Consider the following 25,516-nt stretch of genomic DNA (forward strand, 5'->3'; position numbering starts at 1 on the left):
CGCGCTAACTACAGTTATGCCAATTGAATGTACGCGGCGTGCATCTCGCGCAGGCAAACGCCAGGCGTTAAAAATGGCCGGGAGCCATTTTTAACGTCGCATAGCGACGGCCCGCAGGGTGGCTGCCAGGGATGGCAGGCATAAAAAAGCCCCAGACACCGGCGGCGCTGGGGCTGTGGGCTGGCCGATTATTCCACGGCAGGCTGGGCTTTCTTGCTCGAACCTTTCGGCGCGAAGCGTGCTGCCAGGCGCATGGAGGCGGTCACCAGGCGCTGGTAGAAGGCTGGCAACAGGCGCTGCATGCCATCCAGGGCATAGGCATCCGGGCCGATCAGGATGCGCCGCCTGTTTGCCAATGCGCCGTTGATGATCACCTGGGCGGCTTTTTCCGGCGTGGTGCGCAGCAACTGGTCGTTGAACTGTTCACGCGCCTTGTCGGCATCCTGCCCGGTAACGCTGCTCAGGCTGGCGTTCATCCGCGCGGTTTTGGCGATATTGGTCTTGATCCCGCCGGGATGCACGCAGCTGGCCGATACACCGCAATCGGCCATGTCCAGCTCCTGGCGCAGCGACTCGGTAAAGCCGCGCACGGCGAATTTGCTGGCGTTGTAGGCGCTCATGCCCGGTTGAGCGAACAGACCGAACACGCTGGAGACGTTGACGATATGGCCGCTGCCGGATGCCTTGATATGCGGCAGGAAGGCTTTGGTGCCGTTGACCACGCCCCAGAAGTTGATGTTCATGATCCACTCGTAGTCGGCGTAGTCATTGCCTTCCACGGTGCCGCCCTGGGCTACTCCGGCGTTGTTGAAGATCGCGTTGACCCGGCCGAACTCAGCCACCACCTGGTCCGCCCAGGCATGTACCGCTTCACGGTCGGCGACGTTGACCAGGGTTTCGCTGACCTGCACACCGAGCTTGCGCGCCTGGGCGGCGGTTTCCGCCAGCCCTTCGGCATTCACATCGGAGAGCGCCAGCTGGCAACCCTGGCGGGCCAGACCGAAGGCCAGGGCGCGGCCAATGCCGGAACCGGCGCCGGTGATGGCGGCTACCTTGTTTTCAAACGACTTCATGCGCTGGCCTCCTGGGCAGTCAACTGGATAGCGCTGTTCTGCGCCGGGTGTGCCGCGTGCTTGCGGCTGAAATGATAGGCCGCTGGGTCAAAGTTGCGCGTCAGCAGGCGAAAGCGCCAGGTAAAACCAGGCCATACCGTGCAGTTACGGCCACTGTCCGGGTGCAGATACCAGCTGGTGCAGCCGCCGGCATTCCATACTGTGTTGCCCAGGCTGCCTTGCAGCTTGCCGTTGAATTTGTCCTGCACGGCCTGCTTGACCTCGAGGCTCTGCAGCTCTTGCTCACCAACCAGCTTGAGCGCGCCAAGCACGTAATGGATCTGCGACTCGATCATATAGACCATCGAGTTGTGGCCCAGGCCGGTGTTCGGCCCCATCAGGAAGAACAGGTTGGGGAAGCCGGCGGTCAGAGTGCCTTTGTAGGCCTGTGGGCCTTCGGGCCAGGTGTCGAGCAGGTCGACGCCGCCACGGCCAAACACCACACCGCGTGGCAGCGGGTCACCTGGGGTAAAGCCGGTGCCGAAGATGATCGCGTCGATCTCGCGCTCTTTACCGTCCACGGTGCGGATGCTACCGCTGCGGATTTCCTCGATGCCATCTGTGATCAAGTCGACGTTGGGCTGGGTCAGCGCCGGGAAGTAATCATTGGAGATCAGCACACGCTTGCAGCCCATCAGGTAATCCGGGGTGACCTTGGCGCGCAGGACCGGGTCCTTGATCTGCTTGTTGATGTACCACTTGCCGACTTTCTGGGCGAGGGTCATCACCTTGGGCAGCATGGCAAAGCCGATCACCCGGCTTTCCAGCAGCGCATAGATGGTGCCGCGCCAAAGCTTCTGCAGCAGCGGGAAGCGCTTGAAGCGGTTGCGCTCGCGCTCGCTGATGGCGCGGTCCGGCTTGGGCATGATCCACGGCGCGGTGCGCTGGTACAGATCGAGCTGGCTGACCTGCTTCTGGATCTGCGGCACGAACTGGATTGAAGAGGCGCCGGTGCCGATCACCGCGATGCGTTTGCCGGTGAGGTCATAGCTGTGATCCCACTGCTGCGAGTGAAAGATCTTGCCGGTGAAGTCGCCCAGGCCCTTGAGCGCCGGAATCGATGGGGTGGACAGCGCACCCATGCCGGACACCACAAACTGTGCGGTGTAGCTGTTGCCGGCGCGATCACTGATCTGCCACAGCTCTTGCTGCTCATCCCAGGTCAGGCGAGTGATTTCGGTGTTCAGCTGGGTGTGGTTTTGCAGGCGGTACTTGCTCCAACAGCCTTCCAGATAGCCCTGGATTTCCGGCTGCTTGGCGAACATCCGCGTCCAGTTGGGGTTCTGCTCAAACGAAAAGGAATACAGGTGTGATTGCACATCGCAGCCGCAGCCCGGGTAATTGTTCACCCGCCAGGTGCCGCCGACGCCGGCTTCTTTTTCGAACAGCAGGAAGTCATGTTCGCCGGCCTGCTTCAGGCGGATGGCCATACCCAGGCCGGAGAAGCCCGTGCCGATAATGGCGACCTTGCAGTGACGGGTGGCAGAAGGGGGTGAGACGGGTGCATTCATGGCCAAGCTCCTGTTATGTTTATTGCTGGCGTATACAGCTGTATACCAAGGTAGACAAATGTATACTCGCCAGCAAGTGCCATTCTCACAAGCCAACTTTTAGGTAGGGTTCGTCATGCAGGCAGACGCCAGCGAGCAGCAGCCAGCCGCAGAAAAAGCCACCGAGGCCCCGGGCAAGACCCTGTTACTGGAGGCCGCGTTACGTCTCACCTCAACCAGCCGCAGCCTGAGCAACCTGGGCCTACGCGAGTTGGCGCGTGAGGCGGGGCTAAATCCCAATACCTTCTATAGGCACTTCAAGGATGTCGATGACCTGGGGCTGACGGTGATCCGGCAAATCTCCACCCAGCTGCGTCAGCCGCTGCGCGACCTGCGCCGTGAAGCCGCCGAACGTGCGGTGCAATCGCCTAGTAAAAGCGTGGCCTTGCTGTTTGGTATCGACCTGGATCGCGGTCGGCGGGTGTGCCATGAAACCGTGCAGTTGTTCTTCGACTTCGTCGCGCAGAATCCAGCGGCCTTTATCATTGGCGTCCGTGAGTTGCATGGTGCGTCTGCTGTGCTGCGCGCAGCGTTGCAGGAGGTCATGGATGAGTTTGGCGCGGACATGGCCGAGGACATCGTGGCCTTCAAGTTGCTGCCAGGAGTCGTTAACCCCGACGTAGTGCTGCAGGTTTCCAACTTGATCAGCCGCAACCTGTTCCAGCTGTCGCTGGACTACATCGGCCAGCCCGAACGGCAAGCGGCGATCTGCGCGTTGGCTGAAGAGCAGATTGTTATGTTGTTTACCGGCGCCAGCGTGCTACAGGGCCTGGGGCAGCTAAAGTTGCCTGTACAGTAAGCGTGGTCGGAACTGAGGCAAATCAACGGCGGCGCCATCTGCTGGCGTTATGCTAGATCGGCATCACGACGCTAACGCTTTGCCCATTAAGGACCCCCTATGATCGAAGCCACCTGGATTGCCTTTGCCTTTGTCATGGGGCTGGTGGCGCGGGGCATTGGTCTGCCGCCGTTAGTGGGTTATTTGGGCGCTGGCTTTGCTCTGGCCGGTTTTGGCGAGCATATCGGGGTTGGCCCGCGCGACAGTGTGGCGTTGGATCACATCGCCCATCTGGGTGTGCTGCTGTTGCTGTTTACCGTGGGCCTCAAGTTGAAAGTCGGCAATCTGGTGCGGCGTGAAGTGATCGGCGGCGGCCTACTGCATTTCGCTCTTTCCAGTCTGATCTTCCTCCCGGCGATTCTGTTGCTGTTGGAGTTGCCCTGGCAGCAGGGGCTGCTGTTGGCCATTGCCCTGTCGTTTTCCAGCACGGTGCTGGCGGCCAAGGTACTGGAAGGTAAGCGCGAGCTGCGAGCCTTCCACGGGCGGGTGGCGATTGGTGTATTGATCATCCAGGATCTGATCGCGCTGGTGGTGATGAGCCTGGCCAGCGGGAAGGTGCCCTCGGCCTGGGCATTGCTGCTGTTTGGTTTGCCACTGCTGCGGCCGTTGCTGTTCAAGCTGCTCGATGTCAGCGGCCACGAGGAGTTGATGGTACTGCTCGGCCTGCTACTGGCGCTGGTGCTGGGCGGTTACGGCTTCGAGCAACTGGGGCTGAGTTCCGAACTGGGCGCGTTGGCCTTCGGTGCCATGCTGGCCAAGCACAAGCGCGCCACCGAGCTGGCCAACTCGCTGTGGGGCATCAAGGAAATCTTTCTGGTCGGCTTCTTTCTGCAAATCGGCATTGGCGGCCTGCCGGATGCCGCTGCCTTGAAGTTTGCTCTGGTCATGGTGGTTCTACTGCCGCTCAAGGGCGTGCTGTTCTTCTTTCTCTTTCTGCTGTTCCGTCTGCGCGCGCGCAGTGCCTTTCTCAGCAGCGTCAGCCTGACCAATTACAGCGAGTTCGGCCTGATCATGGCCAGCGTAGTGTTGCCGGAGTGGATGATTCCCCTGGCGATTACCGTCGCGCTGTCCTTTGTGATTTCCGCGCCACTCAACCGGGTTGTTCACCCGCTATACGAGCGCCTGGCTAAACGCCTGACTGCCCTGGAGCGCAATATCCGTCATCCGGATGAACAGCCGGTTTCACTCGGTCTTTCCCAGGTCCTGGTGATGGGCATGGGGCGCACCGGGCGTGCAGCCTATGACTACTTGCAGGAGAAGGGCTATCAGGTGGTGGGCCTGGACTCCGACCCGGTGGTGATTGAGCAGAGCAACAAAGTGGGACGTAGCGTGCTGTTTGCCGACGGTGAGGACCCGATGTTCTGGCAGCACCTGCAGATGCCCAATATCGACGCAGTGATTCTTGCGCTCAACGATGAAGAGGCCAAGGTGATTGCCACGCAGAAGCTGCGCGAGCGCGGCTTTAACGGTTTGGTGGTGTCCCACGCGTTGTACGAGGATATCGCCATGCGTATCCAGCAGGCCGGGGCCGACCGTACTTACCTGACGATGAGCGAAGCGGGTGCCGGCCTGGCCGAGCATGTGTTGCGCACGCTGAAAAGCCGTGCCGAGGCTGACGCAAATTAGCGGTCAGCCTCGTTACACCTGGCTTAGTTGAAGCCCAGTCGCTGGCGCCAGCGCTGTTCCAGGGCCTTGCTGTCGTGGTCCAGCGGGTGGAAGCCGGGGCGGTAGTAGTCCAGGTACGGCAGGAGCAGTTTGGTCAGGAAGCCGTTACGTGGGCCGAACAGGGTTTTCAGGCCTTTGCCCCAGCTGCGCCAGTTGAACAGCTGGCCGTCCTTGCGCAGCAGGTGCAGCTGGAACCAGCCGATCACGCCGAAGAAGATCACGGTGGAAATCGCCATCATGCCGACGCGGGTGAAGTAGCCGCCGTAGACCTTCTGGTACACGTCGTAGCACACCGCTTTGTGTTCGTTTTCTTCAATCGCGTGCCACATCCACAGCTGATACAGCTTGGGGTCGTTCATCTGGGTGGTCAGGTCTTCGCGCTGCAGCAGCTGCTCGGCCATGGTCGCGGTGAAGTGCTCCAAGGCGCAGGTGGCGGCCAGTCGCTGCTTCTTGGTGGTGATCTTGGTCACCCATTCGAGCAGCACCTTGATGCGCAGTTCCAGCAGTTCCAGGTCAATATTGTGCTCGGCGGCGTAGTCGTTATAGGCCGCGTGCTCCTTGGAATGCATGGCTTCCTGGCCGATAAAGGCGCTGATGTCCTTCTTCAGTTGTGGCTCGGTCACCTGGTCGCGCACGGCGCGCACGCTGTCGACGAAGAACTTCTCGCCATAAGGAAACAGCGACGACAGGTTGTTCATGAAATGGCTCATAAAGGGATCGCCGGCAAACCAGAACTTCTGGCTTTCATCGAAGCTGAAGTCCATGCGACGCACGGGAAAGCTGGCGGTTGGGGTGCTGGTTTTGGCTGTCATAAGGGCGACTCCTCGGCATCTTGGTCGCGGTTCGCGACCGCTCTTGTTATGGGGCTTGGGACGACAGGTGAGGCTGTCTCGGGCCGTGATTTATCTTTAGCCGAGGGCGTTTTAGGCGCGAGGTCATTCCTGGCCAGGGCAGCCGGAATTGCGCCAACTTATGGATAGTTGTCGGACAGTTGGTCAGGCCTGGCGCTTTAGTGGCGTGAGCAATCAGGGAGAGGGGGCGTGCGGGAATGCGATCTATGCCAGTACTGCATCGCGCTAGGGCGGCGCGATGCAGTACTGATAGTTGCGGCTTGGCAGCCGTCGGCCTCAGCGTTGCTGGCGCAGTTCGGCGACTTCCGCACGCAGGGCGCGCAGTTCATCAAGCAGCAATTGCTCAGTGGGCGAAGGCGGGGCCAGCTTGGCTTCCTGTTCATGGGTGGTCTGCATGGCATTGACCACCACGGCGATAAACAGGTTGAGCATCATAAAGGTGGCAATCAGGATAAACGGCAGGAAATACAGCCACGCCAGCGGGAAGGTTTCCATCACCGGGCGCACGATGCCCATCGACCAGCTTTCCAGCGTCATCACCTGGAACAGGGTATAGAGGCTGGCACCGAGGCTGCCGAACCACTCGGGGAAGGCTGCACCGAACAGCTGCGTGGCCATCACCGCTGCCACGTAGAACACCAGACCCAGCAACATGGCGATGCTGCCCATGCCCGGCAACGAGGACAGCAGCGCCTCGACCACCCGGCGCATGTTCGGGTTGATCGAAATCAGCCGCAGTACGCGCAATACGCGCAGCGCACGCAGCACGGCGAACGGACCGCTGGATGGCACCAGGGCCACGCCCACCACCAGGCAGTCAAATACCGCCCAAGGATCGCGCAACAGGCCCAGGCCGCGGGCAACAAAGCGCAGTGCCAGCTCCAGGATAAACACCGCGAGAATCAGTTGATCGAGCGTCAGCAGCAGCTCGCCCCAGTCGGCCATCAGGCCGGGGTAGGTCTGAATGCCGAGAATCGCCGCGTTGAGCACGATGAGGGTGGTGATCAGGCGAGTGATGGCCGTGCTTTCCATCAGCGCACCGAGGCGCAGACGCCAGTGGCTGGCCGTCGGGCTCATGGATATTTCAGTCATGGTCTATGGGTACTTGTGCAAACGGTGGCGCGAGTCAGGTCGCGAGGGTCAGCCTGGCCCCGACATGCAGCGCTACCGTCAGGGCCGTGAAGCAGATTTATTGGTCGGTGAGGGCGAAGCTGGTCAGGGCGAAGGTGGGGATGCCGCTGTCCTGCAGCTTCTGCGAGCCGCCCAATTCAGGCAGATCAATGATCGCGGCGGCTTCGATGATGCTCGCGCCCATGCGCCGTACCAGTTGTGCGGCGGCTAACAGGGTGCCGCCAGTGGCAATCAGGTCATCGAAAATCAGCACCTTGTCACCTTCGCAGAGGCTGTCGGCGTGTACTTCCAGTTTGGCTTCGCCGTATTCGGTCTGGTAGCTCTCGCTGAGCACGTCGGCGGGTAGTTTGCCTTGCTTGCGGAACAGAATCAGCGGCTTGTTCAGTTCATAGGCGATGATTGAACCGATCAGAAAACCACGCGCATCCATGGCGCCGATGTGGCTGAAATCGGCTTCGACGTAACGCTGGATAAAACTGTCGGCGACCATGCGCAGTGCACGTGGCGACTGGAACAGCGGGGTGATATCGCGAAAGATCACCCCCGGCTTGGGGAAGTCCACCACCGGGCGGATCAGGGTTTTGATGCTGAATTCGTCGAAGATCATCGGCTAGGTCCTGCGCTGTGCGGGTCGATCAGCCCTCAAGGTTGCCGCCGGCCAAGGCGCACAGCTCGATGGGATCGAGGATATGCACTTCCTTGCCTTCAGCTTCGAGCAGCTTGTTCTGTTGGAAGCGGGTAAATACCCGCGATACGGTCTCCACCGCAAGGCCCAAATAGTTACCAATTTCGTTACGCGACATGGCCAGACGGAACTGGTTGGCCGAGAAGCCGCGTGCGCGGAAGCGCGCTGAGAGGTTGACCAGGAAGGTAGCGATGCGTTCGTCGGCGGTTTTCTTCGACAGCAACAGCATCATCTGCTGATCGTCGCGGATCTCCCGGCTCATAACGCGCATCAGCTGGCGGCGCAGTTGCGGCAGTTGTACCGACAACTCGTCGAGGCGCTCGAAGGGGATTTCGCACACCGAGGTGGTTTCCAGAGCCATGGCTGACACCGGGTACGCGTCACTGTCCATGCCGGACAGACCGACTAGCTCGCTGGGCAGGTGGAAGCCGGTGATCTGTTCGTCGCCGCTGTCGCTCAGGCTGAAGGTTTTCAGTGCGCCGGAACGTACCGCGAACACCGAGTTGAAGGCATCGCCCTGGCGGAACAGGAATTCGCCCTTTTTCAGCGGGCGGCCGCGTTTGACGATTTCGTCGAGCGCGTCCATGTCTTCCAGGTTCAGCGACAGCGGGAGGCACAAGCTCGCCAGGCTGCAATCCTTGCAATGGGCTTGGTGTGGGGTATGCAACTTGATGCTTTCGGACATCGCTGGCGATCCTGAGGGTAAACACACAATAGCCGTAAGGTTACAGCAGGGTGCAGGGTAGGGCCACTAGGACGCAGTCTGATCGAATGTTCAAGTTTTATCCGGTGCGGCCGATAAGCCGGGCGGCTTTTAATATCTGCAAGGAGCATCTGTATGCGTCTGGAATCGGCTCAATTAAGCACCCGCATGAACCTGGCGCTGGAGCGCAAGAGCGCTGTGGCCGAAGGCGTTGTAGAGAGCAGCGAGGCTGATCAGCAGGCGCTGCGCGACAGCCTGCGGGTGAGCCTGTCGGAGCTGGGCAAGGCGCGCTCCGCCGCTGCGCAAAAGAATCGCGATATCGATGAGAGCAGCCTGCCGGATGTGCTCAAGGATATTCTCAAGATGATCCGCGAGCTCAAGGCGCAGATCGAGGCGAAGAAAGCCGAGCTGAAAGAGGTGATGAGCGATCAGAGCCTCGACCCCGAAGCCAAACGCATAAAGATCGAAATGCTGCAGGGCGAACTGGCCTCGTTGCAGGGCGCCCTGAGCAGCGCCAACGCGACGCTGATCAAGACCATGCGCGAGCAGGACCTCAGTGATCAGCAGATGCAGGAAGTGGCCAGCCTGGTAATGAAATAGCTCCGTTGCTAGATCACCCGGGAAAAGCGCTGCTGATTTAGCTCGCTAAGGTAGCGATCAAACAGCATGCACAGCGAGCGCACCAGCAGGCGACCCGCTGGCCGCACTTCGATGCCCTGGGCATTCAATTCAATCAACCCATCACTGGCCATCTGCTGCAGCTGCGGCCAGACCTCGGCAAAGTAACTGCGAAAATCGATGGCATAGGCCTGCTCAATATCGGCAAAGCGCAGCTGGAAATGGCAGATCAGCTGCTGAATTACCGCGCGGCGTAGGCGGTCGTCGTCGTCGCAGTGCAGGCCGCGCAGGGTGGCCAGTTCGCTGTGGCCGAGGCTATTCTGGTATTTGCTCAGGTCGCTGTTGTTCTGGCAGTAGAGATCACCAATCTGGCTGATCGATGACACCCCAAGACCAATCAGGTCGCAATGGCCGTGGGTGGTGTAGCCCTGGAAGTTGCGTTGCAGGCTGCCATCCTCCTGAGCGCTGGCCAGTTCGTCGTCGGGTAGGGCGAAGTGATCCATTCCTATATAGCGGTAACCGGCGGCGCTCAGCTGCTCGATGCTGGCCTGCAGCATGGCCAACTTGTCGCCTGGGCTGGGCAGGTCGCTGGTGTTGATCCGCCGCTGCGGCATAAAGCGTTCCGGCAGGTGGGCGTAGTTGAACAGCGACAGGCGATCCGGTTGCAGGGCAATCACTTCGGCCACGGTGCGGGCGAAACGCTCCGGGGTTTGCAGCGGCAGGCCGTAGATCAGGTCGATGTTTATTGAGCGGAACTGCAGGGTGCGCGCGGCTTCGACGATGGCGCGGGTTTCTTCCAGGGTCTGCAGGCGATTGACCGCCCGTTGCACGGCCGGGTCGAGGTCCTGTACGCCCAGGCTGACGCGGTTGAAACCCAGCTCGCGGAGCAGGCCCATGGTCGACCAATCGGCTTCGCGCGGGTCGATCTCGATGCTGTAGTCGCCCGTATCGTCATCCAGCAGGTTGAAGTGCTGGCGCAGGTGGCCCATCAGGTGGCGCAGTTCATCGTGGCTGAGAAAGGTAGGGGTGCCGCCACCGAAGTGCAGCTGCTCGACCTTTTGCTGCTTGTCCAGATGGCGGCCGATTATCTCTATTTCGCGTTCGAGTTTTTCCAGATAGGGCTGGGTACGACCGCGATCCTTGGTGATCACCTTGTTGCAGGCGCAGTAGTAGCAGATGTGCGCGCAGAACGGGATGTGCACATACAGCGACAGCGGCTTTAGGGCTTTGCGGCTCTCGCGCAGGGCATGCAGCAGGTCGAACTGGCTGATGCGCTCATGAAATTGCACGGCGGTTGGGTAGGAGGTGTAGCGCGGGCCGGCTTGGTCGTAGCGGCGGATCAGAGTGCTGTCCCACTGGATGGCATTGAGCATGCGGGTATTCCCGGTTTGGCTTTCAATGCCGGGAAGTCTAAGAGCGCTGCGCCTGGTGTGTTTTGACTTGTATCAAGCGGCCGGCTAGTGGCCCATCAGCCAGTGCTGGTGCGGGCCGGGCAGGGTCCACAGGCCGAACAGGATCACCAGGATGCCGCCGGCCATGCGCACACCCTGCTTGCGCAGCAGGGCGGTCAGGCGTTCGGCGGCCATGCCGGTGGCCAGCAGCACCGGCAGGGTGCCGAGGCCGAAGGCCAACATCAGTGCTGCGCTGCTTAACGCATTGCCCTGGCTCGCGGCCCACAGCAGGGTGCTGTAGACCAGGCCGCAGGGCAGCCAGCCCCACAGGCTGCCCAGCACTAAGGCGCGCGGCAGGCTGGTGACGGGCATAAAGCGCCGGGTCAGCGGCTGGATATACCGCCACAGGCCACGGCCGAGGGCTTCGATGCGGGTCAGGCCGCTCCACCAACCGGCCAGGTACAGACCCATGGCGATCAGCAGGAGCGCCGCGACAATGCGTAGGCCCATGACCAACGGGCTATTGGCTACTGCCCAGCCGGCCAGGCCCAGTAACAGACCGGCCAGGCTGTAGCTGAAGATGCGCCCCAGGTTATAGGCCAGCAGCAGCTGAAAACGCTGGGCGCGCCGTTCGGGCGGAATCGCCAGGGTCAGTGCGCCCATCAGGCCGCCGCACATGCCCAGGCAGTGGCCGCCGCCGAGTAGTCCGAGAATCAGCGCCGAAACCAGCAGCGGCAGTAGCTCAAGCACCGGGCTTGTCCCCTGACTGCCTGGACTGATCCTCTCGCTGCACCTGACTGACCGCCGCCTGGTGCTTGGGGTCTTCATCGTCGAACAGGATGCTATGCGCCGGGCCGTCGAGGTCGTCGTACTGACCGCTGTCCACCGCCCAGAAGAACAGCCAGATGCAGAAGCCGACCAGAACAATGGCCACCGGAATCAAAATATAAAGCGCGGGCATAAAGTCTCCGAGTACGGCTTGGGCGTAGGGTGGATCGGGGCGCGTAGCTGTCGCCTTTTACGTCCACCGGAGTAACGCTGTGGTGGATCGATGAAGCGCGATCCACCCTACGGGCGTGTCAGGCGCAGAGCGTTAAGCACCACCAGCAGTGAGCTGACCGACATACCCAGCGCGGCCCAGATTGGGGTGATCCAGCCAATGGCGGCGAAGGGCAGCACGAGGCCATTGTACAGGCTGGCCCAGGTCAGGTTCTCGATGATGATGCGCCGCGTTCGTTGCGCCATGTGTAGCGCCTGCACCAGGCTAATGAGGCGATTGGACAGCAATACGGCATCGGCATTGGTTTTCGCCAGGTCGGTGGCGCTGCCCATGGCCACGCTGATATCGGCGGCGGCCAAGACCGGTACATCGTTAACCCCGTCACCCAGCATCAGCACCCGGCGGCCCTGGCTGTGCAGCTGCTTGAGCACGTCCAGCTTGGCATCCGGGGTGAGGCCACCACGGGCGTCAGTGATGCCCAGTTGACGCGCCACTTCGCCGACCATGGGCGAGCTGTCGCCGGATAGCAGCATGATCTGCCAGCCCTTGGTTTTGGCCATGTCGATCAGTTGCGGCGCGTCGTCGCGCAGGCGGTCATCTAGGACGAACCAGGCCAGCGGGCCCTGTTCATCACCCAGTAACAGCCATTGGCCGTGCTCACCGGCAATCGCCGGCGCGGGTTGCGCACTCAGCGCGCAGACAAAACCCGCCTCACCGATGCGCAGTACCCGGTTGCCGACACGCCCCTGGAGGCCTAGGCCTGGATGGCTGTCGACTGCTTCTGCGGCTTTCGGGGCTTGGCCAAAGGCGCGGGCAATCGGGTGCTCGGAGCGGCTTTCCAGGGCGGCGGCCAGGGCCAGGCAGCTGTCAGCATCCAGCTCGCGCAGCGGGTGGATGGCGCTAAGGGTCAGGCGACCTTCGGTGAGGGTGCCGGTTTTGTCCAGCACCAGGGTGTCGATCTGGTTCAGCCCTTCCAGCACATGGCCACGGGTCAGCAGCATACCGAGCTTGTGCAGTGAGCCGGTCGCTGCGGTCAGTGCCGTGGGTGTAGCCAATGCCAGGGCGCAAGGGCAGGTGGCGACCAGCAGGGCCAGGACGATCCAGAAGGCGCGGGAAGGATCGAGCTGCCACCAGACCAGACCGACGATGGCGGCCACCACCAGCACGATCAACAGGAACCACTGCGCGACCTGATCGGCCAATACCGCCAGGCGCGGCTTATCGCTCTGTGCGCGCTCCAGCAGGCGGACGATAGCCGACAGCCGCGTGGCATCGCCCAAGGCTTGCACTTCAATCTGTAACGGCCCTTCGACGTTCAGGGTGCCGGCGGTGACGGCATCGCCGACCTTACGCGGTTGTGGCAGGTATTCGCCGGTGAGCAGTGATTCATCCACGCTCGATTGGCCCTGAACAATGCGCCCGTCCGCCGGTAGCAGGGCGCCAGGCGGCACCAGTACCTGATCGCCGACGTGCAGCTCGCTGAGCAGAATACGCTGGCTCTGGCCGTCAGCAGCCAGGCGCAGGCAGGAGGCCGGCAGCAGATTGACCAGCTGCGCCGTGGCGGCAGCCGTACGCTCGCGGGCGCGGCGTTCCAGATAGCGGCCAGCCAGGAGAAACAGGGCAAACATGCCCACGGCATCGAAATACAGCTCGCCCTGGCCGGTAACGGTTGACCAGATACCGGCGACATAAGCGCCGCCAATCGCCAGCGACACCGACACATCCATGGTTAGGTGGCGGGTGCGCAAGTCGCGTAGCGCGCCACGGAAGAACTGGCCGCAGCAGTAGAAAACAATCGGCGTGGTGAGAAACAGGCTGACCCAGCGCAGGATCTTGTCCAGCTCGGGGCTGAGGTCGATGTTGAATTCTGGCCAGGTGGCCATGGTCGCCATCATCACCTGCATCCACAGCATGCCGGCCACGCCCAGTTCGCGCATGGCGCGGCGATTCTCTCGCTGCAGCTGTTCGGCGGCGGCATCGGCCTGCCAGGGGTGGGCAGCGTAGCCGATCTTGCGCAGGGCCTTGAGTAGGCTGCTGAGCGGCAACTGACTATCAGCCCAGCGCACTTGCAGGCGATGGTTGGACAGGTTGAGGTGCGCCTCGCTGACGCCCGGCAGGTCGCGCAGGTGCTTTTCAATCAGCCAGCCACAGGCCGCGCAGCTGATGCCTTCGATCAGCAGGCAGGTTTCGCTGAGTTCGCCGTCATGTTCGACAAAGGGTCGCTGCACGTCGCTGCGGTCATACAGCGCCAGTTCATCGGGCAGCGCCTGGGGCAGGCTCTGCGGGTTGGCGGCGCTTTCGCTGCGGTGCTTGTAGTAATGCTCAAGGCCGCCGCTGACGATGGCTTCGGCCACTGCCTGACAGCCCGGGCAGCACATCTCGCGGGTTGCGCCCAGTACCTGGGCCTGGAATCGGCTGCCGGCGGGTACCGGCAGGCCACAGTGGTAGCAAGGAGTCGGGTTGGCCATCGGTGCGCTTACTGAGCATCCCCGAGGAGGATGTTCTGCCCGCTTTGCACGTTTTCTTCTTCGAACAGGCGCCAGTCCTTGCCGCCTTCTTGGCCGATCAGCTCGACAAAGCGGCGACCTTCCACGGCATCGATCATCTGCCCGCTGTAACTGCCGTCAGCCTGCGGCTGCAGAATTACCCGACGATCGCGTTCGGGCTGGGTCGGCGAGATCAGGTTAAGCACCAGTTGCTGCGGCCGGCTGTTGCCGCTCAGCTGCAGGGTGGCGGTGCCGTTGTCATCGTTGAGCAACAGGCTGGCGTGCAGCTTGAGACGAATGGCGTGGTTTTCCCGCTCCAGTGACTGGTTGATGCCTTTGCCAACGTCGTAATAGTCATCGGAAATCAGCCCCGGCGGGTTCTTCGTGGCGATGGTCAGCAGGGTCAGCCCCTGGACTACTGAATAGGCCAGCAAGCCAATCAGGAACCAGGGCCAGAATTGCTTGTACCAGGGTTTGATGATCTCGGCGTTCTTTTCAGGCATGGGCTCAGACATGGTCTTCTCTGTTCAGCGCACGCTGGGGCCGATAAAGCGGCTGGCGGCGTCGGTTTTGATACTTGGGTCATCCGCCGAGTGCAGGCGGAAGGTGATTTCATTGGCGCTTGAAGGTAGTTTTTCCGGGTCGATGGACAGTTCGACTGGCAGCGACAGCACCTCGCCAGCGATTGCCTTGATCTCGCGCTTGCCTTCGTAGACCAGACCGTCGAGACCGTCGGCCTCAATCAGGTAAGTGACCTCATGCTGGGCCTTGTTCATGATCTTCAAGGTGTAGACGTTCTCGATCCGGCCTTCTTCATTCTCCCGGTAGAGCACGCGGTCTTTGAGCACATCCAGTTCCACCAGCGAGCGGTCGGCAACTGCCCAGGCAAATACGCAGAACATCGCGACCAGAGCTACGGCGTAACCAATCAGGCGTGGTCGTACCAGGTGGGTCTTCTGTCCGGAGAGGTTGTGCTCGGTGGTGTAGCTGATCAGCCCTTTCGGGTAATTCATCTTGTCCATGATGCTGTCGCAGGCGTCGATGCAGGCGGCGCAGCCGATGCACTCGATCTGCAGGCCGTCGCGGATGTCGATGCCGGTGGGGCAGACGTGCACGCACATTTTGCAGTCGATGCAGTCGCCCAGGCCTTCTGCCTTGTAGTCGGCATCGCGCTTACGCGGGCCGCGTTGTTCGCCGCGGCGCGGGTCGTAGGAAACGATCAGGGTGTCCTGGTCAAACATCACGCTCTGGAAGCGCGCATAGGGGCACATATAGATGCACACCTGCTCGCGCAAATAACCGGCGTTGCCGTAGGTGGCGAGGGTAAAGAAACCAACCCAGAACAGTGCCCAGCCGCCCGCTTGCAGGGTAAACAGCTCGGGGATCAGTTCGCGAATCGGTGTGAAGTAGCCGACAAAGGTAATCGCGGTGACCAGCGACACACCGACCCAGATACTGTGCTTGGCCAGTTTGCGCAGAAATTTCTGCGTGGTCATCGGCGCCTTGTCGAGCTTCATGCGCTGGTTGCGATCACCTTCGGTGACCTTTTCCGCCCACATAAAGACCCAGGTAAATACGCTCTGTGGGCAGGTGTAGCCGCACCAGACGCGGCCAGCGAATACGGTAATAAAGAACAGGCCGAAGGCGGCGATGATCAACAGCGCCGAGAGCAGGACGAAATCCTGCGGCCAGTAGGTAGCGCCGAAAATATAGAATTTGCGCTCCGGCAGGTTCCACCAGACGGCCTGACGGCCATTCCAAGTTAACCATACGGTGCCGAAGTACAGCAGAAAGAGGGCTGCGCCACCGAGCATGCGCAAGTTACGGAAAATGCCGGTGAAGGAGCGGGTGTAGATCTTTTCGCGGTTGGCGTACAGGTCAACAACTTCGACCTTGGCCGGGGCAGGGGTGATGTCTTTAACTGGAATCTGTGCACTCATCAGTTCGTACCACGGCGGTTGATTGGCTGCCCTGGTCGATACGTGCCGACCGGGGTCATACGGGCTCTTGCGCTATGGTACGCCTGACGATTGCCTGACAGGTGCGACCTGCAGTCGCGCCTGTCAGGCTGGAGAATTACTTCTCGGTTTTTGCTTGCGACAGGCTGTACACGTATGCCGCCAGCAGATGCACCTTATCGTTGCCAAGGAAGTCTTCCTGGGCTGGCATCTTGCCGTTACGGCCATAGCGCAGAGTTTGTTGCACCTGAGCGAAACTGGAGCCGTAGAGCCAGATTTTGTCGGTCAGGTTAGGGGCGCCCATGGCCTGTTGGCCCTTACCTTCAGCGCCATGACAGACTGCACAATTGGCAGCAAAGATGTCTTGACCTGCGGCAAGGTCAACCTCAATACCTTCCGGATTCTTCAAGCCAGACAGCGTGCGGATGTAGCCGGCAACGTTGCGGATGCCTTCTTCGCCGATGTTGTCTTTCCACGCAGGCATGGCTGCCTGACGGCCGCCCATGATGGTGGTCTTGATGGTTTCCGGCTCGCCGCCATACAGCCAATCGTTGTCAGTCAAGTTCGGGAAGCCGTAGGCACCCTTGGCATCGGAGCCATGGCAGACCGAGCAGTTGGAGGCAAACAGACGACCGCCCATTTTCAGCGCTTGCTCGTCCTGGGCTACTTGCTCGATCGGCATGGCTGCATATTTGGCGAAGATCGGCCCGTATTGGCCTTCCGCCTTAGCCATTTCCTTTTCCCACTGGTGCACACCGGTCCAGCCTGCATTGCGCTCTGCACCACCGGCAATTTGGATATTGGTGGCGAAGGGCGTTTTGGCCTCGGTGTCGAGGTAGTCGTAGCCTGGCAGCAGACCTTTCCAGTTACCCAGGCCCGGGTAGAGCACCAGGTAGCCGAGGGCAAAGATGATGGTGCCGACAAACAGCATGAACCACCATTTGGGCAGCGGGTTGTCGAACTCTTCGATACCGTCAAATTCATGCCCGACGGTTTCTTCGGTGGTTTCTTCGCGCTGGCCCTTACGGGTGCCGAAGATCAGCCAAGTCAGGGCAAAGATGGTGCCCAGAGACAGAATGGTTACGTACCAACTCCAGAACGTGGTCATTGGTTATTGCTCCTGGAAGATTGCTCGTCACGCTCATTGGGTTTGGGATCATCGGCGAAGGGCAGGTTGGCGGCCTCGTCGAAGCTGGATTTACGCTTGCTGCTGTAGGCCCAGAGCACCACGCTAATAAAAGCGATGAACACCACTGCTGTGCCTATGCCGCGAATCATCCCGATATCCATAGTGCGTTACCGTTTGTTCTTGATGGATGTGCCGAGAACCTGCAGGTACGCAACGAGTGCGTCCATTTCGGTCTTGCCTTTTACTGCGTCCTTGGCCCCAGCGATGTCTTCATCGGTGTAGGGGATGCCAAAGCCACGCATGACTTCCATCTTCTTGGCGGTGTCCTTGCCGTCGAGTTTGTGCTCGACCAGCCAGGGGTATGCCGGCATCTTCGACTCAGGCACTACGTTGCGCGGGTTGTACAGGTGCGCACGTTGCCATTCATCCGAGTAACGACCGCCGACGCGGGCCAGGTCCGGACCGGTACGCTTGGAGCCCCACAGGAAGGGGTGGTCCCAAACGCTTTCACCGGCAACCGAGTAGTGGCCGTAGCGTTCGGTTTCAGCACGGAACGGACGGATCATCTGCGAGTGGCAGCCGACACAGCCGTTGGCGATGTATACATCGCGGCCTTCCAGTTGCAGCGCGGTGTAGGGCTTGAGGCCTTCAACCGGTTCGTTGGTCACGTCCTGGAAAAACAGCGGAACGATTTGAGTCAGGCCGCCGACGCTGACGGCCAGAACCATCAGCAGCGCCATCAGGCCAATATTCTTCTCAATGATTTCGTGTTTCATCAGTGCGCTACTCCGGCAGGAATCTGTGCAGCCGCTTCGTATTCCGAAGCCTTGGCGGCACGCACGGTGCGGTAGGTGTTGTAAGCCATCAGCAGCATGCCGGCGACGAAGAAGGCGCCACCAATCATGCGCACCACATAACCCGGGTGGCTGGCTTCCAGCGCTTCAACGAAGGAATAGGTGAGGGTGCCGTCTTCGTTGACTGCACGCCACATCAGGCCCTGGGTGATGCCGTTAACCCACATCGAGGCGATGTACAGCACGGTGCCGATGGTGGCGAGCCAGAAGTGCGCGTTGATCAGGCCGATGCTGTGCATCTGCGGGCGACCAAATACCTTAGGCAGCAGGTGATACAGCGCGCCGATGGAGATCATCGCCACCCAGCCGAGAGCGCCGGCATGTACGTGGCCGATGGTCCAGTCGGTGTAGTGGGACAAGGCGTTGACGGTCTTGATCGCCATCATCGGACCTTCGAAGGTCGACATGCCGTAGAACGCCAGCGATACCACCAAAAAGCGCAGGATTGGGTCCGTGCGCAGCTTATGCCAGGCGCCCGACAGGCTCATCATGCCGTTGATCATGCCGCCCCAGCTTGGTGCCAGGAGGATGATCGACATCGCCATACCGAGAGACTGTGCCCAATCCGGCAGTGCGGTGTAGTGCAGGTGGTGCGGACCTGCCCAGATGTACAGGGTGATCAGCGCCCAGAAGTGCACGATGGACAAGCGATAGGAATAGATCGGACGCTCGGCCTGCTTGGGCACGAAGTAGTACATCATCCCCAGGAAGCCGGTGGTCAGGAAGAAGCCTACGGCGTTGTGGCCGTACCACCACTGGATCATCGCATCAGTCGCACCGGCGTAGGCCGAGTAGGACTTGAACAGGCTGACCGGAACGGCCGCGCTGTTAACGATGTGCAGCATCGCAGTAACCAGAATGAAAGCACCGTAGAACCAGTTACCGACATAGATGTGCTTGGTCTGGCGCTTGACGATAGTGCCGAAGAACACCACCGCATAAGCAACCCAAACGATGCCCAGGAGGATATCGATTGGCCACTCAAGCTCAGCGTATTCCTTGGAACCAGTGAAACCCATTGGCAGGGTGATCACCGCAGCGACGATCACGGCTTGCCAGCCCCAGAATACGAATGCGGCAAGGCCATCGGAGATCAGGCGTACCTGGCTGGTGCGTTGCACCACGTAGAACGAGGTTGCCATCAGCGCGCAGCCGCCGAAGGCGAAGATCACCGCGTTGGTGTGCAGCGGACGCAGACGGCCGAAGCTCGTCCATTCCATACCCAGGTTGAGTTCAGGCCACACCAGCTGTGCGGCAATGAAAACACCCAGGCTCATGCCAATGACTCCCCAAATCACCGTCATTACGGCGAACTGGCGAACCACCTTGTAGTTATAAGCAGTCGGACTGATTGCAGTGCTCATTATGGGTTCCACGGTTAATGGATTTTTTAGGGGCAAAAATCGGCGGCAAGTATGGAGAAAGCAGATTCTCATTGCAACGACACAAGCCGGCGCGATAAGGCTTTCAGGGCTGTTGGCAAGCATGCACGGCCGCTTATGCAGGGCATTGCCGCAAGCATAAAACGCCTTAAACAGGCGTAGCGCAAAGATGGGAATCGCCTTGGAGTTATGACAGGTGGCGACTGTCGACAAGATTAGCTCAAGTCAAAGGGCGCGCATGCACTTGGTCGGAAGGGTGCGACCTTGGGTCGCATGGCTCGGACGGCTGTCCGGGCGCGGGAGAGGCTTGGTTGAGTGGCTGGCGACCTGCGGTCGCCAGCCGGGTGCTACGGTTTTAGCGGTTACTGTGCGGCGGCTTTCTGTTGGTGCTGGCTCAGGCTCAGTACATAAGCGGCCAGCAGATGCACCTTGTCGTTGCCCAGATACTGCTCTTGCGCGGGCATCTGGCCGTTACGGCCATGGCGGATGGTTTGCTGCAACTGCACCAGGCTGCTGCCGTAGATCCAGCCAGCTGGGCTGGTCAAATCAGGCGCGCCGAGCATGGCCAGGCCTTTGCCTTCCGCGCCGTGGCAGGCTTGGCAGTTGGAGGCAAATATGGCGGCGCCTTGTTGCAGGTCGACGCTCTTGTCGGCGGGCAGCGGCAGGCCGGCCAGGTCCTTGCGTACATAAGCTGCAACCTGTTGCACGCCGTCTTCACCAATGACAGCAGCCCAGGCGGGCATGGCGCCCATACGGCCATTGAGGATGCTGGTCTTGATCACAGTAGGCTCGCCGCCCCAGCGCCAGTGGTTGTCGGCCAGATTGGGGAAGCCCACTGCACCCTTGGCGTCGGAGCCATGGCAGACTGAGCAGTAGGTAGCAAACATGCGTCCACCCATTTTCAGAGCCTGTTCATCTTTGGCGACTTCTTCCAGGGGCATGGCTGCGTATTTGGCGAAGATCGGCCCATACAGCTCGTCCGCCTTGTCGACTTCGCGCTGCCACTGCTTGACTTGGGTCCAGCCGTCTTCATAGCCCGGCAGCACGCCTTTCCAGTTACCTAGGCCGGGGTACAGCACCAGGTAGCCAATCGAGAAGACGATGGTGCCGATAAACAGCATGAACCACCATTTGGGCAGCGGGTTGTCATATTCCTCGATGCCGTCGAAGGCATGTCCCATGGTCTGCTCGGTGGGGTTCTTGTGAACTTCGCTTTTGCGGGTGGCGAAAATCAGCCAGAACAGGGCGAGCAAGGTGCCGACGGTCAGCAGTGTGATGTACCAGCTCCAAAACGTGCTCATGGGGTCTTGCTCCTTGGGGCAGCCAGCTTGGGTTCATCGGCAAAGGGCAAAAGGGCGGCTTCATCAAACGCCGGGGGGCGCTTGCCGCTGTAAGCCCATAGCGTGACGCAGACAAACGACAGCAGAACCAGTGCCGTGCCGATGCCACGCAGGGTGCCTGTATCAATAAATTCGAATGACATGGCGCTACCTCTTGTTCTTCACGGCAATGCCGAGCACTTGCAGGTAGGCGACCATGGCGTCCATCTCGCTCTTGCCTTTGACGGCAGCGGAGGCGCCGGCGATGTCTTCCTCGCTGTACGGCACGCCGAGAAAGCGCAGGGCCTGCATCTTCTTGGCGGTGTCCTGGCCATCCAGGGTGCTTTCCACCAACCATGGATAGGCAGGCATTTTTGACTCCGGCACTACGTTGCGTGGGTTGTACAGGTGCGCGCGGTGCCATTCATCCGAGTAGCGCCCGCCAACCCGAGCCAGGTCCGGCCCGGTGCGCTTGGAGCCCCAGAGGAACGGGTGGTCATAAACGCTTTCACCGGCTACCGAGTAATGGCCATAACGTTCGGTTTCGGCGCGAAACGGGCGGATCATCTGCGAATGGCAGCCAACGCAGCCCTCGCGGATATAGATGTCGCGGCCTTCCAGTTGCAGCGCGGTATAGGGCTTGAGTCCGGCCACTGGCTCATTGGTGACGTCCTGAAAGAACAGCGGGACGATCTGCGTCAGGCCACCGATGCTCACGGCCAGCACCATCATCAGCGCCATCAGGCCGATGTTCTTTTCGAGTATTTCGTGTCTCATCAGTGGGCTCCCTCAAGCGAAAACTGCGCGGCGGCGTCCATCTCTGCAGCCTTGGTATGACGCACGGTCTGCCAGACGTTCCAAGCCATCACCAGCATGCCGACGAAGAAGATCGCGCCGCCGATCACCCGCACTACAAAGCCGGGGTGACTGGCTTCCAGCGCTTCGACGAAGGAGTAGGTGAGGGTGCCGTCTTCGTTTACTGCTCGCCACATCAGGCCCTGGGCGATGCCGTTGACCCACATCGAGGCGATATAGAGCACGGTGCCGATGGTGGCGAGCCAGAAGTGCACGTTGATCAGGGCGATGCTGTGCATGTCCTCGCGGCCGAAGACTTTCGGCAGCATGTGATACAGCGAGCCGATCGACACCATGGCGACCCAGCCGAGTGCGCCGGCATGTACGTGGCCGATGGTCCAGTCGGTGTAGTGGGACAGGGCGTTGACGGTCTTGATCGCCATCATCGGACCTTCGAAGGTCGACATGCCGTAGAACGCTAGGGAGACGACCAGAAAGCGCAGGATCGGGTCGGTGCGCAGCTTATGCCAGGCCCCGGAGAGGGTCATCATGCCGTTGATCATACCGCCCCAGCTCGGCGCCAGGAGGATCAGCGACATCACCATGCCCAGGCTCTGCGCCCAGTCCGGCAGCGCGGTGTAGTGCAGGTGGTGCGGACCAGCCCAGATGTACACGGCAATCAGCGCCCAGAAGTGCACGATGGACAGTCGGTAGGAGTACACCGGACGCCCGGCCTGCTTGGGCACGAAGTAGTACATCATCCCCAGAAAGCCCGCAGTGAGGAAAAAACCTACGGCGTTGTGGCCGTACCACCACTGGATCATCGCATCGGTGGCCCCGGCGTAGGCCGAGTAGGATTTGGTCAGGGTGACCGGCACTTCCAGGTTATTGACTAGGTGCAGCAGCGCCACGGTAAGGATAAAACCACCGAAGAACCAGTTGCCCACATAGATATGGCTAACGTTACGCTTGACCACCGTGCCGAAGAACACCACGGCGTAGCTGACCCAGACAATGGTGATCAGAATGTCGATCGGCCATTCCAGCTCGGCGTATTCCTTGGAGCTGGTCCAGCCCATGGGCAAACTGATGGCCGCCAGGACGATCACCAGTTGCCAGCCCCAGAAGGTAAAGGCGGCAAGTTTGGGCGCGAACAGGGTGGCCTGCGAGGTACGTTGCACCGCGTAGTAGCTGGTGGCGAACAGCGCGCAACCACCGAAGGCGAAGATCACCGCATTGGTGTGCAGCGGGCGCAGACGGCCGAAGCTGGTCCACGGCAGGTTGAAGTTGAGCTCGGGCCAGGCCAGTTGCGCGGCGATAAACACGCCGAGCCCCATCCCGACAATGCCCCACACCACCGTCATGATGGCGAATTGGCGAACCACCTTGTAGTTGTAGGCGGAACTGCTGGTTGTGTTCCCGTTTATGTTCATTTCAGGGGGCTTCCATCCACGGTTATAGGCAGATCATCGAAAATCCATGGCTGCGGGCCTGTACGATCTGCGCCGCAGTCCAACGGATTCTTTAAGCGAGGCAAGCATGAGCAAAGGGCAGATTGCGGGTATTGACGAGGATCAATGCGCGCAGTGGCAGGGTGATAGCAGTTGGCGGTGGGATCGCCCGCTTGGCGAGGTGCGCGCCACCCTGATTCTGGCCCACGGCGCCGGTGCGCCGATGGACAGCGACTTTATGCAGCAGGTGGCGCAAAACCTTGCTGCACGCGGGGTTGCCGTGTTGCGCTTCGAGTTCGCCTATATGGCGGCGCGGCGTCTTGACGGCAAAAAGCGCCCACCCAACCCCCAGGCACAGCTGCTCGAACAGTGGCGCGAGGTCTACACCCAGGTGCGCCAACAGGTCGCAGGGCCGCTGGCCATCGGCGGCAAGTCCATGGGCGGACGCATGGCCAGCCTGCTGGCCGATGAGTTGGGCGTCGATGCGCTGGTGTGCCTGGGTTATCCCTTTTATGCCGTCGGCAAACCGGAAAAGCCGCGCGTCGCGCACCTGGCCGAACTGCGCACGCCGACTTTGATCATTCAGGGTGAGCGAGATGCCTTGGGGGATCGCCAAGCGGTGGCCGGCTACGCACTGTCTGAGGCGATCAAACTGCACTGGCTGAGCGCTGGGGATCACGACCTTAAGCCGCTAAAAAGCTCGGGCTTCACCCATCAGCAGCACATGCAAACGGCGGCCGATGCGATTGCGCAGTTCCTCTGGGCATAGGCGGCAGGGCTGGCGTTTAATGAATGACTGTTATTCCTACTAAAACACTAGGACTTTGCCGGCGCGGGTGAGTGGCGTACACTGCGCCCATGTTTGCGAGGAGTTGCCATGAGCACCATTACCATTACCGACGCTGCCCACGATTATCTGGCTGATCTGCTGAGCAAGCAGAACACCCCGGGCATCGGCATTCGCGTATTTATCACCCAGCCGGGCACCCAGTACGCCGAAACCTGCATTGCCTACTGCAAGCCGGGCGAGCAGAAGGGTGAAGACACCGCACTGGGTCTGGCCAGTTTTACCGCCTGGATTGATGCCGTCAGCGAGCCGTTTCTGGAAGACGCCGTGGTCGACTACGCCACCGACCGCATGGGTGGCCAGCTGACCATCAAGGCGCCGAACGCCAAAGTGCCGATGGTCAATGAAGACAGCCCGATCAACGAGCGCATCAGCTACTACCTGCAGACCGAGATCAACCCCGGTCTGGCCAGCCATGGCGGTGAAGTCAGCCTGATCGATGTGGTCGACGACGGTATCGCCGTATTGAAGTTCGGTGGCGGCTGCCAGGGCTGCGGCCAGGTTGACCTGACGCTCAAGGAAGGCATCGAGAAAACCCTGCTTGAGCGGATTCCCGAGCTTAAAGGTGTGCGTGATGTGACCGACCACACCAACAAGGAAAACGCCTACTACTAAGTAGATGGCTAAATAAAAATGCCCGCGATCTGCGGGCATTTTTTATGGCGGTTACCTAGCGTGGGAGGGGCTTTAGCCGCGACGCAACGGTGCCGTCATGACTTATGCGCGGCTTTTGCGCCGATCCAGCACCTCGGTTGCCCGTGCACGCAGTTGTCCGCAGCCACCATCAATGTCCTGGCCCGCCGAGTTGCGCACTTTGGTCAGTACGCCGCGGCTGTGCAGGTAGCGCACGATCTGCACGATACGGTCGCCATCGGGGCGCTGAAACTCGTCTGCTTCCAGGCTGTTGTAGGGGATCAGGTTCATGATCGCGTACTTGCCCTTGAGCAGACGCAGGATGCCGTCCATTTCCGCCTGACTGTCGTTGATGCCTTTGAGCAGCGTCCACTGGTACTGGATCGGGTAATCGATCTGCCGCGCGTAGGTCTCGCCCAGCTCGACCAGCTCTTCAGGGTCAATACGCGGGGCGCGCGGCAGCAGCGTCTGGCGCAGTTCGGCATCGGTGGTGTGCAGCGACAACGCCAGCGCCGGCTTGATCTGTTGCTGTGGTAAACGCTCGAACACCCGTGGGTCGCCGACCGTGGAAAACACCAGGTTGCGCTGGCCGATGCCGCCCTCGGTGCCGAGCAGGTTGATCGCTTCGAGTACGTTATCCAGGTTATGCGCCGGCTCGCCCATGCCCATAAATACCACTTTCTTCACCGCTCGGAAGCGCCGCGCCAGGGCCACCTGAGCGACGATTTCCGCGGTGCTCAGCTGGCGCAACAGGCCGCTCTTGCCGGTCATGCAGAACACGCAGCCCACCGCGCAACCGACCTGGCTGGACACGCACAGGCCATCGCGCGGCAGCAGCACGCTTTCCACCATCTGCTTGTCGGCCAGCTCTACCAATAAACGAGCCGAGCCATCCGTCGCCGGGTGTTCGGAGCTTAGGCGTGCCAGCCCATCGAGCTCGCTGCTTATTTCCGGCAGGGCATTACGCACCGCCAGCGGCAGAAAGTTTTCGGTCTTCTGATTACGCGTACCGGTATCCAGCGGCATGCCGCGCAGCCAGGCACGGGTAATCCGCCCGATGTGCATGGGCTTGGCACCGAGATCGGTGAGACGTTGGTGAAAGTCGTGAATATGCATGG

26 protein-coding genes are annotated in these 25,516 nt (G+C 60.7%); 5 read left to right on the forward strand and 21 right to left on the reverse strand.

Going from position 1 to position 25,516, the window contains the following annotated elements; all coding sequences use genetic code 11:
• Window positions 1–188 precede the first annotated feature (188 nt).
• Both AACY25_RS20065 and AACY25_RS20070 read right to left on the reverse strand, forming a co-directional pair.
• The gene (locus AACY25_RS20065) at window positions 189–1,073 is read right to left on the reverse strand and encodes an SDR family NAD(P)-dependent oxidoreductase (RefSeq protein WP_339527043.1); all 885 of its coding nucleotides are present in this window, start codon (window positions 1,071–1,073) and stop codon (window positions 189–191) included.
• Window positions 1,070–2,623 (reverse strand): flavin-containing monooxygenase, encoded by a 1,554-nt coding sequence (locus AACY25_RS20070; RefSeq protein WP_339527045.1) that lies wholly within the window; start codon window positions 2,621–2,623, stop codon window positions 1,070–1,072. Before AACY25_RS20070 ends, AACY25_RS20065 begins: the two co-directional genes overlap by 4 nt.
• Before the next feature lie 115 nt (window positions 2,624–2,738).
• On the opposite strand from AACY25_RS20070, the gene AACY25_RS20075 reads away from it, so the two are divergent.
• Together AACY25_RS20075 and AACY25_RS20080 are read left to right on the forward strand one after the other, a co-directional pair.
• Entirely contained in the window at window positions 2,739–3,461 is a 723-nt protein-coding gene (locus tag AACY25_RS20075) for a TetR family transcriptional regulator (RefSeq protein ID WP_339527046.1), read from the forward strand.
• Between the two features lie 99 nt (window positions 3,462–3,560).
• Window positions 3,561–5,126: a cation:proton antiporter family protein gene (locus AACY25_RS20080; RefSeq protein WP_339527048.1), complete on the forward strand. Its 1,566-nt coding sequence runs from the start codon at window positions 3,561–3,563 to the stop codon at window positions 5,124–5,126.
• 23 nt (window positions 5,127–5,149) lie between these two features.
• Here AACY25_RS20080 and AACY25_RS20085 read toward each other — a convergent pair whose 3' ends face one another.
• The 4 genes from AACY25_RS20085 to fnr form a co-directional block, all read right to left on the reverse strand.
• Window positions 5,150–5,977 carry a metal-dependent hydrolase gene (locus AACY25_RS20085; RefSeq protein WP_339527049.1) on the reverse strand — a complete coding sequence of 276 codons (828 nt, stop codon included), beginning with the start codon at window positions 5,975–5,977 and terminating at the stop codon, window positions 5,150–5,152.
• A 315-nt stretch (window positions 5,978–6,292) separates the two neighbouring features.
• Window positions 6,293–7,108, reverse strand: coding sequence for an ion transporter (locus AACY25_RS20090; protein ID WP_339527050.1), 816 nt, complete (start codon window positions 7,106–7,108; stop codon window positions 6,293–6,295).
• A gap of 97 nt (window positions 7,109–7,205) precedes the next feature.
• Complete coding sequence (locus AACY25_RS20095) at window positions 7,206–7,754, reverse strand: adenine phosphoribosyltransferase (RefSeq protein WP_339527052.1); 549 nt, start codon at window positions 7,752–7,754, stop codon at window positions 7,206–7,208.
• A gap of 28 nt (window positions 7,755–7,782) precedes the next feature.
• Entirely contained in the window at window positions 7,783–8,517 is a 735-nt protein-coding gene (gene fnr / locus AACY25_RS20100) for a fumarate/nitrate reduction transcriptional regulator Fnr (RefSeq protein ID WP_339527053.1), read from the reverse strand.
• Window positions 8,518–8,670: 153 nt separating this feature from the next.
• Here fnr and AACY25_RS20105 point away from each other — a divergent pair, with 153 nt between their 5' ends.
• Window positions 8,671–9,135: a hypothetical protein gene (locus AACY25_RS20105; RefSeq protein ID WP_339527055.1), complete on the forward strand. Its 465-nt coding sequence runs from the start codon at window positions 8,671–8,673 to the stop codon at window positions 9,133–9,135.
• An 8-nt stretch (window positions 9,136–9,143) separates the two neighbouring features.
• Here the strand turns inward: AACY25_RS20105 and hemN are convergent, their stop codons facing one another.
• The 14 genes from hemN to ccoN (AACY25_RS20175) all read right to left on the reverse strand — a co-directional run bounded on the left by hemN (window position 9,144) and on the right by ccoN (AACY25_RS20175) (window position 22,900).
• Window positions 9,144–10,526 (reverse strand): oxygen-independent coproporphyrinogen III oxidase, encoded by a 1,383-nt coding sequence (gene hemN, locus AACY25_RS20110; RefSeq protein WP_339527056.1) that lies wholly within the window; start codon window positions 10,524–10,526, stop codon window positions 9,144–9,146.
• A gap of 84 nt (window positions 10,527–10,610) precedes the next feature.
• Window positions 10,611–11,294, reverse strand: a complete 684-nt coding sequence (locus tag AACY25_RS20115; RefSeq protein WP_339527058.1) for a sulfite exporter TauE/SafE family protein — start codon at window positions 11,292–11,294, stop codon at window positions 10,611–10,613.
• A complete protein-coding gene (gene ccoS / locus AACY25_RS20120) occupies window positions 11,287–11,505 on the reverse strand; it encodes a cbb3-type cytochrome oxidase assembly protein CcoS (protein ID WP_339527060.1) in 219 nt (72 codons plus the stop codon). Before ccoS ends, AACY25_RS20115 begins: the two co-directional genes overlap by 8 nt.
• A 107-nt stretch (window positions 11,506–11,612) precedes the next feature.
• Window positions 11,613–14,012, reverse strand: a complete 2,400-nt coding sequence (locus tag AACY25_RS20125; protein ID WP_339527062.1) for a heavy metal translocating P-type ATPase — start codon at window positions 14,010–14,012, stop codon at window positions 11,613–11,615.
• Window positions 14,013–14,020: 8 nt separating this feature from the next.
• Window positions 14,021–14,545: a FixH family protein gene (locus AACY25_RS20130; protein ID WP_339414377.1), complete on the reverse strand. Its 525-nt coding sequence runs from the start codon at window positions 14,543–14,545 to the stop codon at window positions 14,021–14,023.
• Between the two features lie 12 nt (window positions 14,546–14,557).
• On the reverse strand, window positions 14,558–15,970 hold the full coding sequence (gene ccoG, locus AACY25_RS20135; protein ID WP_339527064.1) for a cytochrome c oxidase accessory protein CcoG: 1,413 nt from the start codon (window positions 15,968–15,970) through the stop codon (window positions 14,558–14,560).
• A 136-nt stretch (window positions 15,971–16,106) separates the two neighbouring features.
• Window positions 16,107–17,096 carry a cytochrome-c oxidase, cbb3-type subunit III gene (gene ccoP, locus AACY25_RS20140; protein ID WP_339527066.1) on the reverse strand — a complete coding sequence of 330 codons (990 nt, stop codon included), beginning with the start codon at window positions 17,094–17,096 and terminating at the stop codon, window positions 16,107–16,109.
• Window positions 17,093–17,278: a cbb3-type cytochrome oxidase subunit 3 gene (locus AACY25_RS20145; RefSeq protein ID WP_339414380.1), complete on the reverse strand. Its 186-nt coding sequence runs from the start codon at window positions 17,276–17,278 to the stop codon at window positions 17,093–17,095. Before AACY25_RS20145 ends, ccoP (AACY25_RS20140) begins: the two co-directional genes overlap by 4 nt.
• 6 nt (window positions 17,279–17,284) lie before the next feature.
• Entirely contained in the window at window positions 17,285–17,893 is a 609-nt protein-coding gene (ccoO, locus tag AACY25_RS20150) for a cytochrome-c oxidase, cbb3-type subunit II (protein ID WP_339414381.1), read from the reverse strand.
• Window positions 17,893–19,335 carry a cytochrome-c oxidase, cbb3-type subunit I gene (gene ccoN, locus AACY25_RS20155; protein ID WP_339414382.1) on the reverse strand — a complete coding sequence of 481 codons (1,443 nt, stop codon included), beginning with the start codon at window positions 19,333–19,335 and terminating at the stop codon, window positions 17,893–17,895. The genes ccoO (AACY25_RS20150) and ccoN (AACY25_RS20155) overlap by 1 nt, the downstream gene beginning before the upstream one ends.
• Window positions 19,336–19,715: 380 nt before the next feature.
• Window positions 19,716–20,654 (reverse strand): cytochrome-c oxidase, cbb3-type subunit III, encoded by a 939-nt coding sequence (gene ccoP / locus AACY25_RS20160; RefSeq protein WP_339527068.1) that lies wholly within the window; start codon window positions 20,652–20,654, stop codon window positions 19,716–19,718.
• Entirely contained in the window at window positions 20,651–20,836 is a 186-nt protein-coding gene (locus AACY25_RS20165; protein WP_339527070.1) for a cbb3-type cytochrome oxidase subunit 3, read from the reverse strand. Before AACY25_RS20165 ends, ccoP (AACY25_RS20160) begins: the two co-directional genes overlap by 4 nt.
• Window positions 20,837–20,840: 4 nt before the next feature.
• Window positions 20,841–21,449, reverse strand: coding sequence for a cytochrome-c oxidase, cbb3-type subunit II (gene ccoO, locus AACY25_RS20170; protein ID WP_339414385.1), 609 nt, complete (start codon window positions 21,447–21,449; stop codon window positions 20,841–20,843).
• Window positions 21,449–22,900: a cytochrome-c oxidase, cbb3-type subunit I gene (ccoN, locus tag AACY25_RS20175; RefSeq protein WP_339414386.1), complete on the reverse strand. Its 1,452-nt coding sequence runs from the start codon at window positions 22,898–22,900 to the stop codon at window positions 21,449–21,451. Before ccoN (AACY25_RS20175) ends, ccoO (AACY25_RS20170) begins: the two co-directional genes overlap by 1 nt.
• Before the next feature lie 106 nt (window positions 22,901–23,006).
• On the opposite strand from ccoN (AACY25_RS20175), the gene AACY25_RS20180 reads away from it, so the two are divergent.
• Both AACY25_RS20180 and nfuA read left to right on the forward strand, forming a co-directional pair.
• The gene (locus AACY25_RS20180) at window positions 23,007–23,687 is read left to right on the forward strand and encodes an alpha/beta family hydrolase (RefSeq protein WP_339527072.1); all 681 of its coding nucleotides are present in this window, start codon (window positions 23,007–23,009) and stop codon (window positions 23,685–23,687) included.
• Between the two features lie 108 nt (window positions 23,688–23,795).
• Window positions 23,796–24,380 carry a Fe-S biogenesis protein NfuA gene (gene nfuA / locus AACY25_RS20185; protein WP_339527074.1) on the forward strand — a complete coding sequence of 195 codons (585 nt, stop codon included), beginning with the start codon at window positions 23,796–23,798 and terminating at the stop codon, window positions 24,378–24,380.
• Window positions 24,381–24,482: 102 nt separating this feature from the next.
• Here nfuA and AACY25_RS20190 read toward each other — a convergent pair whose 3' ends face one another.
• Window positions 24,483–25,514: an RNA methyltransferase gene (locus AACY25_RS20190; protein WP_339527076.1), complete on the reverse strand. Its 1,032-nt coding sequence runs from the start codon at window positions 25,512–25,514 to the stop codon at window positions 24,483–24,485.
• Window positions 25,515–25,516: the final 2 nt, after the last annotated feature.

The sequence above is a fragment of the Pseudomonas sp. EA_35y_Pfl2_R111 genome (genome assembly GCF_963970955.1).
Classification (GTDB): Bacteria; Pseudomonadota; Gammaproteobacteria; order Pseudomonadales; family Pseudomonadaceae; genus Aquipseudomonas.

Bases quoted from the DNA above. Each gene is read 5' to 3' on its own strand.
- ccoP (WP_339527066.1), bottom strand. From the start codon at position 17,096: ATGACCACGTTCTGGAGTTGGTACGTAACCATTCTGTCTCTGGGCACC.
- ccoN (WP_339414382.1), bottom strand. From the start codon at position 19,335: ATGAGCACTGCAATCAGTCCGACTGCTTATAACTACAAGGTGGTTCGC.
- AACY25_RS20125 (WP_339527062.1), bottom strand. From the start codon at position 14,012: ATGGCCAACCCGACTCCTTGCTACCACTGTGGCCTGCCGGTACCCGCC.
- ccoP (WP_339527068.1), bottom strand. From the start codon at position 20,654: ATGAGCACGTTTTGGAGCTGGTACATCACACTGCTGACCGTCGGCACC.
- fnr (WP_339527053.1), bottom strand. From the start codon at position 8,517: ATGTCCGAAAGCATCAAGTTGCATACCCCACACCAAGCCCATTGCAAG.
- AACY25_RS20190 (WP_339527076.1), bottom strand. From the start codon at position 25,514: ATGCATATTCACGACTTTCACCAACGTCTCACCGATCTCGGTGCCAAG.
- AACY25_RS20080 (WP_339527048.1), top strand. From the start codon at position 3,561: ATGATCGAAGCCACCTGGATTGCCTTTGCCTTTGTCATGGGGCTGGTG.
- AACY25_RS20130 (WP_339414377.1), bottom strand. From the start codon at position 14,545: ATGTCTGAGCCCATGCCTGAAAAGAACGCCGAGATCATCAAACCCTGG.
- AACY25_RS20065 (WP_339527043.1), bottom strand. From the start codon at position 1,073: ATGAAGTCGTTTGAAAACAAGGTAGCCGCCATCACCGGCGCCGGTTCC.
- ccoS (WP_339527060.1), bottom strand. From the start codon at position 11,505: ATGCCCGCGCTTTATATTTTGATTCCGGTGGCCATTGTTCTGGTCGGC.
- hemN (WP_339527056.1), bottom strand. From the start codon at position 10,526: ATGCTCAATGCCATCCAGTGGGACAGCACTCTGATCCGCCGCTACGAC.
- AACY25_RS20180 (WP_339527072.1), top strand. From the start codon at position 23,007: ATGAGCAAAGGGCAGATTGCGGGTATTGACGAGGATCAATGCGCGCAG.
- AACY25_RS20165 (WP_339527070.1), bottom strand. From the start codon at position 20,836: ATGTCATTCGAATTTATTGATACAGGCACCCTGCGTGGCATCGGCACG.
- AACY25_RS20075 (WP_339527046.1), top strand. From the start codon at position 2,739: ATGCAGGCAGACGCCAGCGAGCAGCAGCCAGCCGCAGAAAAAGCCACC.
- nfuA (WP_339527074.1), top strand. From the start codon at position 23,796: ATGAGCACCATTACCATTACCGACGCTGCCCACGATTATCTGGCTGAT.
- AACY25_RS20105 (WP_339527055.1), top strand. From the start codon at position 8,671: ATGCGTCTGGAATCGGCTCAATTAAGCACCCGCATGAACCTGGCGCTG.
- AACY25_RS20085 (WP_339527049.1), bottom strand. From the start codon at position 5,977: ATGACAGCCAAAACCAGCACCCCAACCGCCAGCTTTCCCGTGCGTCGC.
- ccoG (WP_339527064.1), bottom strand. From the start codon at position 15,970: ATGAGTGCACAGATTCCAGTTAAAGACATCACCCCTGCCCCGGCCAAG.
- AACY25_RS20070 (WP_339527045.1), bottom strand. From the start codon at position 2,623: ATGAATGCACCCGTCTCACCCCCTTCTGCCACCCGTCACTGCAAGGTC.
- AACY25_RS20145 (WP_339414380.1), bottom strand. From the start codon at position 17,278: ATGGATATCGGGATGATTCGCGGCATAGGCACAGCAGTGGTGTTCATC.
- ccoO (WP_339414385.1), bottom strand. From the start codon at position 21,449: ATGAGACACGAAATACTCGAAAAGAACATCGGCCTGATGGCGCTGATG.
- AACY25_RS20090 (WP_339527050.1), bottom strand. From the start codon at position 7,108: ATGACTGAAATATCCATGAGCCCGACGGCCAGCCACTGGCGTCTGCGC.
- ccoN (WP_339414386.1), bottom strand. From the start codon at position 22,900: ATGAACATAAACGGGAACACAACCAGCAGTTCCGCCTACAACTACAAG.
- AACY25_RS20095 (WP_339527052.1), bottom strand. From the start codon at position 7,754: ATGATCTTCGACGAATTCAGCATCAAAACCCTGATCCGCCCGGTGGTG.
- ccoO (WP_339414381.1), bottom strand. From the start codon at position 17,893: ATGAAACACGAAATCATTGAGAAGAATATTGGCCTGATGGCGCTGCTG.